The sequence below is a fragment of the Methylophaga sp. UBA678 genome (genome assembly GCF_002299105.1).
Classification (GTDB): domain Bacteria; phylum Pseudomonadota; class Gammaproteobacteria; order Nitrosococcales; family Methylophagaceae; genus Methylophaga; species Methylophaga marina.
This window is the reverse complement of sequence record NZ_DBNG01000001.1, coordinates 44892-57090: the sequence shown is the minus strand read 5'-3', so window position 1 is coordinate 57090 and position 12199 is coordinate 44892. Positions and strand designations below refer to the sequence as shown.

Genomic DNA, 12199 nt, shown 5'->3' with positions numbered 1-12199 from the left:
TCACTGCCAGGCTTTAATATAAAACAAGCCCATCCAATCGGATGGGCTTTTTTTATATCTGATAGTTTTGCATTGACCTCACCTGAACATGGCAACACCCCATGTGACATTTTTGTCAGGAACAAAAATGGACAGCGATAGCTGCCCGAAGGGTGAAGTGCAGGGAGGCACTTCATCAAAGTAGGTCACCGATAACGGCTCCTGCGTTATCGGCATACATCACATCCGTGTAAATAACGGCCAGGCTTTAATACAAAAAAGCCCAGTCGACATCTGTCGTCTGGTTTTTATTTATCTAATGTTTAGACCGTGACCAACTTGAACGAAGTGACCGCCAATCGCTCCTGCATTGGCGGCATACCGTCCATAACAAAAACGTCAGGAACGTTTTTGCACGACCGCAGGGAACCCGAAGAGTCAGCCACACGGAGGTGGCTGATAAAGTAGGTCACCGATAACTGCTCCTGCGTTATTGGCATACATGACATCCTTGTAAATAACCGCCAGGCTTTTTATTATCTGCCGTTCAGACGTGTATACGTGAACGAAGTAACAGCCAATGGATTATGCATTTAAACTGAATGGGGTAGGAGCAAATTGAGACTGCCCTAAATTTCATAGCCTCCCTAAAAAGTCGATATGAATGGTGTAATTCTCGACTTGTACTAACTCACAGTATTTCAGCCAAGCTATTTTGATTAGTCAGTTTACTGACAGCAATAGAAAAACTGTTGGTATAATTAGCTTTTATTTCTAACATCGCGATATTTTGTACATAAAACTAGACGCCAGTCTTTATTACTGTTATTCTTACTTGCAGTTTTTAAAACCCCCTCCAAAATTAAGTTAATTCAACTCATCAATCGATGTGTTCAAGGCATTTCTATATCAAAATCCCATTCTTAGGTAATACATGAATCTGACAGAACTGAAAAAGCAGTCAGCTGCTGAATTAATGGAACTGGCTCTCTCCATGAATCTTGAGGGCTTAGCAAGAAACCGAAAACAAGAACTTATCTTTGCCATAGTCAAAGCGCACTCTAAACAAGGCGAAGATGTTATCACGACAGGTGTATTAGAACTCTTACCAGATGGTTTTGGTTTTTTAAGATCACCCGAAGATTCCTACGTTGCCGGTCCTGATGATGTTTATGTCTCACCTAGCCAGATTCGTCGTTTCCACCTTAGAACTGGCGACACAATAAAAGGTAAAATTCGTCCACCCAAAGATAGTGAGCGTTATTTTGCCTTGGTTAAAGTAGAAGAAATTAACTACGAAAAACCTGATAAGTCTAGAAATAAAGTCCCTTTTGAAAATCTCACGCCGCTCTTCCCCAATGAACGTTTTACATTAGAGCGGGGTAATGGAAGTACCGAAGACCTGACAGCACGTGTTATCGATCTTGCTTCACCACTAGGCAAAGGACAACGTGGTTTGATTGTTGCTCCGCCTAAATCAGGTAAGACAATGATCATGCAGTCAATCGCACAGTCAATTGCCTCTAACTATCCCGATAGTGATCTGATTGTGTTGCTGATTGATGAGCGTCCTGAAGAAGTCACGGAAATGCAACGATCTGTCAGAGGTGAAGTCGTTTCCAGTACGTTCGATGAGCCTGCCTCACGACACGTACAGGTTGCTGAAATGGTGATCGAGAAAGCGAAGCGCCTTGTTGAGCATAAACATGATGTGGTTATCTTACTTGACTCTATTACTAGACTTGCCCGTGCTTATAATACTGTTTCACCATCATCGGGTAAGGTTTTGACTGGTGGTGTTGATGCCAATGCCTTACAACGTCCGAAGCGTTTCTTTGGTGCTGCTAGAAATATTGAAGAAGGTGGCAGCTTGACAATCATTGCCACAGCCCTGATTGAAACTGGCTCTCGAATGGATGAAGTCATCTTCGAAGAGTTCAAGGGTACTGGTAATATGGAAGTATTGCTCGAACGCAAACTTGCTGATCGTAGAATGTATCCTGCCATCAATGTGACACGTTCAGGCACGCGTCGTGAAGAACTGCTGACAACAGAAGAAGATCTCCAAAAACTTTGGATCTTGAGAAAAATTATTGCTCAGATGGAACCTGTTGAAGCCATGGAATTCTTAATGGATAGGTTAAAATCGACGAAAACAAATGTTGAGTTTTTTGATTCAATGAAACAGGGGTAATCAAACTCTGTGCTTCCACCCGCCATATTTATTATGGGGCCTACAGCAGCAGGAAAAACAGATATTGCTATCGCCCTTGCAAAGAAGTATCCAGTAGAGATCATCAGTGTCGATTCCGCGCTTGTCTATAAAGGCATGGATATCGGCACTGCAAAACCAAACCGTTCCGTTCTAAGCCACTATCCTCATCATTTAGTTGATATTGTCGAACCTCACGAGCCTTATTCTGCTGGTCAATTCAAAGAAGACGCCCTCAATCTGATGGCTGATATTACAGCCAGAGGTAAAGTTCCTTTATTGGTTGGCGGAACAATGCTCTATTTCAGAAGTCTTCAATATGGACTTGCTGACTTGCCTCCTGCAAATATGCTCATTAGAGAAAAGCTAAATCTGGAAATGCAGCAATTGGGCATTGAAGCCTTACACAACCGGTTAAAAGAAATCGACCCAGTCTCAGCAGCACGAATACATCTTAACGACCCACAGCGTTTACAACGTGCTCTGGAAGTATTTGAAGTATCGGGTAAAAGTCTGACTGAGTTGACTCAAGCAAACCATGAGAGTTTTGACTATAAAGTCACTAAGATCATTGTTTCACCATTTGATAGAGCCATTCTTCACAACAGAATAGCTGAGCGATACCAGACAATGATGAATGCAGGCTTTATTGAAGAAGTGAAAACATTATTTAATCGAAATGACTGTCATGCGAACTTACCATCAATACGTGCAGTCGGTTACCGGCAGGCATGGTCATATCTTGAAGGTAAGTACGATTATGATGAATTTGTTTATCGTGCAATTGTTGCCACACGTCAGATGGCGAAACGCCAGCTAACCTGGTTACGATCCCAGAATGATGGAATCTGGTTTGATAGTGGTTTAGCCTTGCCTATCAATGATGTAGAACGATACTTAACAGAGCAAGTACCCGAGTTGACGAATAATGCTTGACGATTCTGTTAAGGCTTTTAGAATGAGATATTAAACAGTCAAAAATAATAACAATATATGGAGTGAAAGATGGCAAAAGCACAGACTCTTCAGGACCCTTTCTTGAATGCTTTAAGAAAAGAAAATATTCCAGTTTCTATTTATTTAGTAAACGGTATCAAACTTCAAGGTCAGATTGATTCCTTCGATCAGTTTGTCATCTTACTTAAAAACTCTGTCAATCAAATGGTATACAAGCATGCTATATCAACTATCGTGCCTGCACGTAATGTTAATGTTAACCAAGAAGAATAGGAGTATTTGATTGTTCGACAGACCGGATATTCAAACAGCTTTCGATGATGCGTCAGAGAAAGAAGCTGTTGTCTTGGTTCATCTGAATTTTAATGATCCAGATTACGATGATTCTCAACAAGAGTTTATTGAATTAGTTGGCTCAACAGGTGCAGCGATTGCAGCGATTATTCAAGGAAAACGTCATCGCCCCGATCCTAAATTTTTTGCTGGTAGTGGTAAAGTTGATGAAATTGCAGAGCATGTACATGCCTCGCATGCAGCCTTAGTCATTTTTAACCATGAGTTGTCACCTAGTCAGGAAAGAAATCTTGAGCAGAAACTCAAATGCAGGGTGCTGGGCAGAACAGGTCTGATATTGGATATTTTTGCCAGAAGAGCACGTTCTCATGAAGGTAAACTCCAAGTTGAACTAGCCCAACTTCAGCATTTATCAACGCGACTAGTTCGAGGCTGGACTCACCTTGAGCGGCAAAAAGGTGGTATCGGACTACGTGGACCTGGTGAAACTCAGCTGGAGACAGACCGACGCTTACTAGGCCAACGTATCAAGTCACTTAAGAAGCGTTTGGGTAAAGTTCAGTCACAACGGGAGCAAGGCCGACGTTCACGACAGCGAGGCGGTGTACCTGTTGTGTCTCTGGTTGGTTACACAAACGTAGGCAAGTCCACATTATTTAACAAAATGACGTCAGCTAAAGTTTATGCTGATGACCGATTATTTGCGACATTAGACCCTACTTTAAGAAGAGTTAAGCTACAAGCAACTGAACTTCTCATCATGGCAGACACGGTCGGTTTTATACGTGACTTACCTCATGATCTCGTCGAGTCATTTAGTTCGACACTTGAAGAGACACGTGATGCTGAACTGTTGCTACACGTCGTTGATTGTGGCGCGAATGATCGTGATGATCTTATTCATCATGTGAATGAGGTTTTAAAACAAATCGAAGCTGATGAAGTCCGCCAGGTAATTATTTATAACAAAATAGATAAGGTCGATGATATTTCACCGCGTATCGACAGAGATGATGAGGGTAATATTAACCGTATTTGGTTGTCGGCAAGAACAGGTGCAGGGCTGGAATTGTTACGAGAAGCCCTACATGAATATTTTCCAGAAGAATCACTTTCTGAATATGTTGATGCCTAGATACGGTTTTGGTTGCTTATAGTGACCATGTCCGTAAAATAGGCGTGTTTGAAATAAATTCTCTGTTTTTTCAATTTGGAGAGCTACATGGCTTGGAATGAACCCGGAAACGGTGGTAAAGACCCGTGGGGTAATCGTGGCAATGATGGGCCACCTGATTTAGACGAAGTTATCCAGAATATGCAACGTAAGCTTGGTGGCATTTTTGGTGGTAAAGGTAATAATAACAATAACAACTCATCAGGTCGGGGCGGTTTCTTTGGTTTTGGTTTGATTGCCATAATTGCTTTTCTGGTGTGGATCGCCTCAGGGATATACATAGTCGACCCAGCTGAGCGTGGCGTTGTTCTTCGTTTTGGTCAATATGCCACTACAACTATGCCTGGACCACATTGGCATCTGCCGAGCCCAATTGAAAAAGTAGAAGTGGTCAACGTTGAAGAAATTCGTACAGCTGAGATTGGTTACAGAAGCGGTGGTAGTCGAGGTGGTGGCACCATTCACTCTGAGTCACTGATGTTAACTAAAGACGAAAATATTATTGATCTCAAGATTGCCGTACAGTACAGAGTACAAGATGCACCGGCGTATCTTTTCAACGTCAGAAATCCTGATGTTATTTTGCGTCAAATGATGGAAAGTGCAGTACGTGAAACAGTAGGACGTTCAAATATGGACTTCGTCTTAACTGAAGGTAGAAGCGCGATCGCTAACAGTACTGAGCAACTCTTACAGACAATGCTTGATTCGCATGAAATGGGCTTGTTAGTCACAAGTGTGAATATGCAAGATGTTCAGCCACCCGAGCAAGTTCAAGCAGCATTTGCTGACGTAGTAAAAGCGCGCGAAGATGAAGTTCGTCAAAAGAATCAGGCAGAAGCCTATTCAAATGATATATTGCCGAAAGCCAGAGGTAGAGCGTTTAGAATTGTTCAAGAAGCTGAAGCATATAAGAGTCAAGTTATTGCAAAAGCAGAGGGTGATGCGAGCCGTTTCACGCAAGTCATGACGGAGTTTAATAAAGCACCCGACATTACAGCTGAGAGACTATACCTTGATACAATGGAATCCGTGTTTTCCAAGAGCCAAAAAGTGATGGTTGATATGGAAAATGGCGGTAGTAATGTACTTTATCTACCATTAGACCGCATGAATCGTCGTAACAGCAGTCCAACACAACTGGATTTAGATAGCTTTAATTATCCGTCATCTACGTCGGCTAATACTTCATCTTCAAACAAAAGCTCATCAAGCGATGATGCTCGTAGCAGAGGAGGTCGCTAAATGAGTTCCCGTTTGACACTGATTTTAATTTTACTGGCACTAGCTGTCATCACTTTATCATCATCTATTTTTGTTGTTGATGAGCGTCAAAAAGTACTTCTGCTCAGATTAGGTCAGATTGAAAAGGCTGACTTTAAGCCTGGTATTCATTTCAAAACACCTTTTGTCACAGATGTTCGTAAGTTTGATGCTCGTGAAATGGCACTCGATGCACAACCTGCTAGATACCTGACAGGTGAGAAAAAGAATGTCATAGTCGACTCTTTCATCATTTGGCGTATCAGCGATGTGGCGACCTATTTCAGATCCATGAGTGGTGACGAAGACCGTGCGGCATCGCGATTATCGCAAATCATCAAGGATGGTTTACGTGCAGAGTTTGGACGTAAGACAATTCAAGAAGTCGTGTCTGGTGACCGTGTGGCAATGGTTCAGGATATTCTGACAGAAGCTAACCGTGTAGCGGAAGGCTTTGGTATTTCTATCTCAAATGTGCGTATAAAACGTATTGATTTGCCTTCTGAAGTCAGTACATCTGTTTATACACGTATGGAAGCTGAGCGTGAACGTGTTGCAAAAGAGCTGCGTTCACAAGGTGCTGAAGAAGCGGAAAAAATTCGTTCAGATGCTGATCGTCAGCGTGCCGTTATTATTGCCGAAGCAAGACGTCAAGCAGAAGAGTTACGTGGTGAAGGTGACGCCAAAGCCACGGATATCTATGCTAGAGCGTTCGGTGAAAATGAAGAGTTCTATTCCTTATATCGTCGACTATCAGCATATAAAAATGTGTTTAATGGTGACGACATGCTGGTCATTGAACCCAAAGGTGACTTCTTCAAACGTTTTAACGATGCTGAACTTCCTGTGAAGTGAGCGGAGAATTAGGCCATAGTCTTCTCGTAGCAACGGCATTAGTACTGATTATCGAAGGTATAATGCCGTTTCTCAATCCGACTATGTTTAAACGCGCTTTACTACAAACGGCAAGCATGAGCGATACTCAAACTAGACTAACTGGTTTGATATGCATGCTTGTCGGCTTGATTTTTTTGTACTGGATAAATTAACTCATAATGACTATAAAAGAGAGCTGGCTGCTACCTGAAGGTATTGATGAGCTTATGCCTCAAGAAGCAACTCAACTTGAGAATATGCATCGAATACTGGTCGACTTCATGCAAGGTTGGGGGTATCAGCTTGTTGTTCCACCCTTAGTTGAGTATCTGGACTCACTGCTGACTGGTACGGCCAAAAGTTTAGATATACAAACATTTAAGCTGACGGACCAAATGTCCGGCAGAATGCTGGGTATACGGGCAGACATGACACCACAAGTGGCCAGAATTGCTGCCCACAAGCTACGTCATCAATCAGATATTCTTCGATTGTGCTACATAGGTAGTGTTCTTCATACTTTACCTACCGGATTGGATGGGGTCAGAAATCCCATTCAGCTAGGTGCTGAAATCTATGGTCATGCGGGACCTGAGAGTGATATTGAAAGCATTGAGCTGATGGTTGAGCTTCTAAAAAAATCTGGCGCAGTATCAAAGATAGCGTTGGATATCGGTCATGTTGGTGTTTATAGAGGATTAGCCGAGTTTGCTGGTCTGACAGAAAGCCAAGAGCAAGAATTATTTTCTGCTTTACAACGAAAGGCTGCTACCGATATATCCGCCCTGTTAGACAGTTATCAGATTAGTAATGATGCTAGGCAAATGTTGCAAGAATTGTCTGAATTAAATGGTGATAAATCTGTCTTGCCACGAGCTGAATCTGTATTAAAGAATGCACCAAAATCAGTGCAGCTTGCATTAAGTACGCTTGAACAAATTGCTGACGCGCTTACGCAGCGAATCCCAGATATTGCAATTAACTTCGATCTTGCTGAACTGCGCGGATATCATTACCACACGGGCGTGGTGTTTGCAGCTTACAAACCGGAATCATCTTATGCTATTGCAGCAGGTGGTCGCTATGATGATATAGGTGAAGCCTTTGGTCTGGCTCAGCCAGCAACGGGATTTAGTCTTGACTTGAAGAAGCTGGCGACACAGCTCCCTGCTGGATCATTCAATCAGGAAACAATAGGTGTTGAGTGGGCTGAAGACAGCCATCTTCACGCCACTGTCAAATCATTACGTGAATCAGGAAAGGTGGTCATTTATCAATTTCCTGGCTCTCAGACATCCACCACACATACATTGGTAAAACAAAATGGTCACTGGCAAGTGACTGAAATAGGAACACAAACTCGTGGCTAAAAATATAGTTGTAATTGGCTCCCAGTGGGGCGATGAAGGTAAAGGTAAATTAGTCGATTTACTAACGGATAATGTCTCTGCTGTAGTACGTTTCCAAGGTGGTCATAATGCTGGTCACACACTGGTTATTGATGGCAAAAAAACGGTGTTGCATTTGATTCCATCTGGCATTCTCCGTGAAAACGTTCAATGCTTGATTGGTAATGGTGTTGTGGTTTGCCCTGAAGCACTATTGAAAGAGATGGCAGAGCTTGAGTCCAACGGGATTCCTGTACGTGAACGCTTAAAAATCAGTGCGGCCTGCCCATTGATTTTGCCTTATCATATCGCTTTGGATAAGGCGCGTGAGTCACGCTTAGGTAAAGCCGCTATCGGCACAACAGGTAGAGGTATTGGTCCCGCATATGAAGACAAAGTTGGCCGTCGAGGTCTACGTGTCGGTGACTTAATGAATGAAAAAGCCTTTGCTGAAAAACTAAAAGAAGTCATTGAGTTTCATAACTTTTCATTAGTTAATTATTATCAAGTAGCACCTGTTGATTATGAAACGGTATTAAAAGATACACTCGCAATGCGTGATGTCTTAATCCCACTTATTGCTGATATCCCAGCGATGCTTCAGGGGTATCATAAAGCGGGTGACAATGTCATGTTTGAAGGTGCACAAGGTGCTTTGTTAGATATTGACCACGGCACATACCCTTATGTTACTTCGTCCAATACAACAGCGGGAGGCAGTGCAACTGGCTCTGGTGTAGGTCCTTGTCATATTGATTATGTTCTTGGTATTACAAAAGCTTATGCCACGCGTGTCGGTGGTGGACCATTTCCATCTGAGTTGTTTGATGAAACTGGAAAATATCTGGCTGATAAAGGCATGGAAAAAGGTGCCACAACCGGACGTGACCGCCGCTGTGGTTGGTTAGATATGGTGGCACTGAATCGTGCTAGTTGGATAAATAGTATCACGGGACTATGTCTGACCAAGCTAGACGTGCTTGATGGTATCGAAACTATTCGTCTATGTGTTGCCTATGAAAAAGACGGTCAACCTGTCGATATCTTACCGTTAAGTGCAGATGAGTTCGAAGGTTGTGAGCCTGTATACATTGATATGCCGGGTTGGAAAGAGTCTACTTTGGGCATCACTGAATATAGTGAACTGCCTGAAAATGCCCGTGCCTATATAGAAAAAGTTGAAAGCCTCGCCGGTGTGCCAATTGATATTATCTCAACCGGCCCCGACCGACGCGAAACGATTGTTAGACGAGATTTATTCGAAGTCTAGACTTATAAAAAGCCCTCAAATGAGGGCTTTTTTTATGACTCTTTGGGGGAAACAGCCGCCATCAATGCTGAATAATCAGTGTTATCAAGTCCCATATCCAGCGTTTTCTGTAGCAGTAGCTCAATGCCTTTGAGTGCACTTGTGTCCAGGCCTAGTTCGTTGGCAACGGTTAAGAAGAGGCGAGTGTCTTTTGCGAGATGTTTGGTTGGGAAGTTGGGTGCCGAGAAATCCCTATCCACCATTCGAGTCAGTTTTTTATCAAAAGTGGGTGCATATAGGGCACTATCACGCACAATTTTCATAAACTGTTCAGTGGCAATGCCTTCTTTTTCAACTAAGGCCAAACTCAATGCAAAGCTGGCTGTCAGGCCTGCGATTAACTGATTCATAGCGAGTTTGACAGTCGCTCCTTGTCCAATCTCACCTATGTATTGTGGTTCATGGCCAATCAACTCAAGTAATGGCAATGCCGTATTAAAGTCAGATTTTTCACCTGCAGCCATTAAAATTAATTTGCCACTGCCTGCCTCAGGTAAACTGCCAAGTACAGGACACTCAAGATATCGACCGCCTGCCGTTTTTACACGACTGGCAAGTGCACGTGACTCTTCAGGTGCGATTGTGCCCATCTGTATAATCAGACAGTTTTTAAACGTCTCAGTGTTGATATCGTCCAGTACAGAGCTGATGGCTTTTGCATCACTTAAAAAAAGTAAACAAATATCACACTGCTCAACTAGAGCTTGCGCAGATGTCGCTACAGCAGCGCCTCGAGCCTTTAACTCATCACACTTTTCAAGGCTGCGATTAAACACGACCAGAGGTTGATTCTCAGCTAATAAATGATGTGATAAGGCTTGCCCCATCAGGCCTGTTCCAATTAATCCTATTTTCATAAGCTATGATTTAATCCTTATGCGAATAAAACTGTCACTATGCCATAGATGCCAGCGACGTTGTGAGATAGAATAATGTCCCATTTTACAGTAGATACAGGGGAATACTGTGTACAAGAAAAACATGACCATCGCTGGCTTTGACGATGACGTGTTCAATGCAATCGCTGCGGAAGATAAACGTCAAGAAGATCACATCGAACTGATCGCTTCAGAAAACTACACGAGCCCTCGTGTAATGGAAGCTCAGGGCTCATCTTTAACCAATAAATATGCTGAAGGGTATCCCGGCAAACGTTATTATGGTGGTTGTGAACATGTTGACACAGTAGAAGCTATTGCCATTGAACGTGCGAAAGCCTTGTTTGGTGCTGATTATGCTAACGTTCAGCCACACTCTGGTTCACAAGCTAATGCTGCAGTTTATCTCGCTTTATTACAAGCTGGTGATACCATTTTAGGCATGAGTCTGGCACATGGTGGCCATCTGACACATGGTGCTAAAGTCAGTGCTTCAGGAAAAATCTACAATTCAGTTTCATATGGCTTGAATGCTGAAACCGGCGAAATTGATTATGATGAAGTCGAGCGTTTAGCAAAAGAACATCAACCAAAAATGATCGTAGCTGGTTTTTCTGCCTACTCTCGTGTAGTGGATTGGCAACGTTTTCGTGATATCGCTGATGCAGTCGGCGCTTATTTACTAGTTGATATGGCCCACGTAGCAGGGCTGGTTGCCGCAGGTTTATATCCTAACCCGGTGCAAATTGCTGATGTCACAACGACAACAACGCATAAAACATTACGTGGTCCACGTGGTGGTTTGATTCTGGCAAAAGCCAACCCTGAGATCGAGAAAAAACTTAACTCGGCTGTTTTCCCTGGTTTCCAAGGTGGTCCTTTAATGCATGTGATTGCAGCTAAAGCAATTGCCTTCAAAGAAGCCATGCTGCCTGAGTTCAAAACCTATCAGGATCAGGTCATCAAAAATGCACGTGTGATGGCTGATGTGTTTATGACACGTGGTTATGACGTTGTCTCAAATGGTACTGATGACCATTTATTCCTAGTCAGTTTTATAGAAGCTGGCCTGACAGGTAAAGATGTCGATGCCTGGTTAGGCGCTGCTCATATCACGGTCAATAAAAATGCGGTTCCAAATGACCCACAATCACCTTTTGTGACATCAGGTATCCGTGTTGGTACACCGGCTGTGACGACTCGCGGTTTTAAAGAAGAAGAGTGTCGCGATCTGGCAAACTGGATGTGTGATGTCATTGACGCAGCGGGAAGTGAACAGGTGATTAACGATGTGAAGAGTAAAGTAAAAGCGGTTTGTGATCGTTTGCCTGTTTACTCATAAATAACCTCACGGAAACACTATGCGCTGTCCATTTTGTGGTGCAGATGACTCAAAAGTTGTGGACTCACGACTGTCGGCGGAAGGTGATGCCATCCGCCGACGTCGTATGTGCGTCGAGTGTAATGAACGCTTTACCACGTACGAAACGGCTGAATTAAGTCTGCCAAGATTGATTAAACGTGATCGCTCACGTGAGTTATTTGATGAAAATAAATTACGTGCCGGATTTATGCGAGCACTGGAAAAAAGGCCCGTCAGTATTGATGCCGTCGATACAGCCGTCAAAACTATTACTCGGCGACTGTGGGCAACGGGTGAGCGTGAAGTCGATAGTCGCTTGGTTGGCGACTGGGTGATGGATGCACTTCGTGAATTAGATGAAGTCGCGTACGTGCGCTTCGCCTCTGTCTACCGAAGTTTTCAGGATGTGAATGCCTTTCGTGAAGAAATTGAACGAATGGAAAATAAATCAGAACCGGACGATAAAAAATAAAGATGTTTATCTGCACTGATATCATGCTCTTACT

Annotated in this window: 12 protein-coding genes; 11 read left to right on the top strand and 1 reads right to left on the bottom strand. The window is 43.1% G+C overall.

Going from position 1 to position 12199, the window contains the following annotated elements; all coding sequences use genetic code 11:
• Positions 1 to 913 precede the first annotated feature (913 nt).
• The 9 genes from rho to B3014_RS00250 all read left to right on the top strand — a co-directional run bounded on the left by rho (position 914) and on the right by B3014_RS00250 (position 9413).
• Positions 914 to 2173, top strand: coding sequence for a transcription termination factor Rho (gene rho / locus B3014_RS00290; RefSeq protein ID WP_286304264.1), 1260 nt, complete (start codon positions 914 to 916; stop codon positions 2171 to 2173).
• 9 nt (positions 2174 to 2182) lie between these two features.
• Positions 2183 to 3127, top strand: a complete 945-nt coding sequence (gene miaA, locus B3014_RS00285; protein WP_289245176.1) for a tRNA (adenosine(37)-N6)-dimethylallyltransferase MiaA — start codon at positions 2183 to 2185, stop codon at positions 3125 to 3127.
• A gap of 69 nt (positions 3128 to 3196) precedes the next feature.
• A complete protein-coding gene (hfq, locus tag B3014_RS00280) occupies positions 3197 to 3421 on the top strand; it encodes an RNA chaperone Hfq (RefSeq protein ID WP_286304266.1) in 225 nt (74 codons plus the stop codon).
• A gap of 10 nt (positions 3422 to 3431) precedes the next feature.
• Complete coding sequence (hflX, locus tag B3014_RS00275) at positions 3432 to 4577, top strand: ribosome rescue GTPase HflX (RefSeq protein WP_289245175.1); 1146 nt, start codon at positions 3432 to 3434, stop codon at positions 4575 to 4577.
• 87 nt (positions 4578 to 4664) lie between these two features.
• A complete protein-coding gene (gene hflK / locus B3014_RS00270) occupies positions 4665 to 5861 on the top strand; it encodes an FtsH protease activity modulator HflK (protein ID WP_286304268.1) in 1197 nt (398 codons plus the stop codon).
• Positions 5862 to 6734: a protease modulator HflC gene (hflC, locus tag B3014_RS00265; RefSeq protein WP_286304269.1), complete on the top strand. Its 873-nt coding sequence runs from the start codon at positions 5862 to 5864 to the stop codon at positions 6732 to 6734.
• Positions 6731 to 6928: a DUF2065 domain-containing protein gene (locus tag B3014_RS00260; protein ID WP_289245174.1), complete on the top strand. Its 198-nt coding sequence runs from the start codon at positions 6731 to 6733 to the stop codon at positions 6926 to 6928. Before hflC ends, B3014_RS00260 begins: the two co-directional genes overlap by 4 nt.
• 6 nt (positions 6929 to 6934) lie before the next feature.
• On the top strand, positions 6935 to 8125 hold the full coding sequence (locus tag B3014_RS00255; protein WP_289245173.1) for an ATP phosphoribosyltransferase regulatory subunit: 1191 nt from the start codon (positions 6935 to 6937) through the stop codon (positions 8123 to 8125).
• Complete coding sequence (locus tag B3014_RS00250) at positions 8118 to 9413, top strand: adenylosuccinate synthase (protein WP_286304272.1); 1296 nt, start codon at positions 8118 to 8120, stop codon at positions 9411 to 9413. The genes B3014_RS00255 and B3014_RS00250 overlap by 8 nt, the downstream gene beginning before the upstream one ends.
• A 32-nt stretch (positions 9414 to 9445) precedes the next feature.
• On the opposite strand, the gene B3014_RS00245 is transcribed toward B3014_RS00250, so the two are convergent.
• A complete protein-coding gene (locus B3014_RS00245; RefSeq protein WP_289245172.1) occupies positions 9446 to 10309 on the bottom strand; it encodes an NAD(P)-dependent oxidoreductase in 864 nt (287 codons plus the stop codon).
• 109 nt (positions 10310 to 10418) lie between these two features.
• Here B3014_RS00245 and glyA point away from each other — a divergent pair, with 109 nt between their 5' ends.
• On the top strand, positions 10419 to 11672 hold the full coding sequence (gene glyA / locus B3014_RS00240; RefSeq protein ID WP_289245171.1) for a serine hydroxymethyltransferase: 1254 nt from the start codon (positions 10419 to 10421) through the stop codon (positions 11670 to 11672).
• Positions 11673 to 11691: 19 nt separating this feature from the next.
• Complete coding sequence (gene nrdR / locus B3014_RS00235; protein WP_286304274.1) at positions 11692 to 12165, top strand: transcriptional regulator NrdR; 474 nt, start codon at positions 11692 to 11694, stop codon at positions 12163 to 12165.
• Positions 12166 to 12199: the final 34 nt, after the last annotated feature.

Bases quoted from the DNA above. Each gene is read 5' to 3' on its own strand.
- B3014_RS00255 (WP_289245173.1), top strand. From the start codon at position 6,935: ATGACTATAAAAGAGAGCTGGCTGCTACCTGAAGGTATTGATGAGCTT.
- B3014_RS00245 (WP_289245172.1), bottom strand. From the start codon at position 10,309: ATGAAAATAGGATTAATTGGAACAGGCCTGATGGGGCAAGCCTTATCA.
- hflK (WP_286304268.1), top strand. From the start codon at position 4,665: ATGGCTTGGAATGAACCCGGAAACGGTGGTAAAGACCCGTGGGGTAAT.
- hfq (WP_286304266.1), top strand. From the start codon at position 3,197: ATGGCAAAAGCACAGACTCTTCAGGACCCTTTCTTGAATGCTTTAAGA.
- rho (WP_286304264.1), top strand. From the start codon at position 914: ATGAATCTGACAGAACTGAAAAAGCAGTCAGCTGCTGAATTAATGGAA.
- hflC (WP_286304269.1), top strand. From the start codon at position 5,862: ATGAGTTCCCGTTTGACACTGATTTTAATTTTACTGGCACTAGCTGTC.
- nrdR (WP_286304274.1), top strand. From the start codon at position 11,692: ATGCGCTGTCCATTTTGTGGTGCAGATGACTCAAAAGTTGTGGACTCA.